The following is a 557-nucleotide window of genomic DNA, read 5'->3' on the forward strand; positions in this document are numbered from 1 at the left end:
AGGCCGAGGGCGACGGCAAAGCTGCTGGCCCGGCGGTGACGCAGGATGGGCAGGTGGTCTCCATGGCCGCGGTCCGTGCCCTGGCCCCCAACAGTGTGCTGCGTCGGATGATCACCTCCCCCAAGGGCGACCGGGTGTTGGACGTGGGCCGCACCCAGCGCGACGCCACGGGTGCTCTTCGGGATGCGGGGATGTTCGGCCACACCACCTGCGCCTGGTACCAGGGCTGCAACTTCCCGGCCAGCGGCTCAGAGGCCGACCACAAGATCAGCTTCTCGGCCGGCGGGTCCACGAGCGCGGACAACATTCAGCCCCTGTGCTCGGACCACAACCGGTTGAAGTACCGGAGGGAGACCAACCCCGAGGCCTCCATCTGGCAGGGCCGCCCTTCCCACCGCAACCGGGGCAACAAGAACAAGGGGGAGGACTCGGACGGGGACCCGGAGCCAGCCCAACCCCCTTCCTGGAGTCACGGTCACCCTCGTTTTTGACTCCAACTAGGGGGTTCACCACACACCCCACCCCAACCCGCTCCGGTGTTTCGCGCTGCCCACAGT

Annotated in this window: 1 protein-coding gene; it reads left to right on the forward strand. The window is 68.0% G+C overall.

The window, feature by feature from the left end; translation table 11 throughout:
- The coding region (locus tag ACYVD1_RS34830) for an HNH endonuclease signature motif containing protein (RefSeq protein WP_460778735.1) at positions 1-491 on the forward strand (491 nt) is incomplete at its 5' end.
- Positions 492-557: the final 66 nt, after the last annotated feature.

The sequence above is a fragment of the Nocardiopsis nanhaiensis genome (assembly GCF_054778635.1).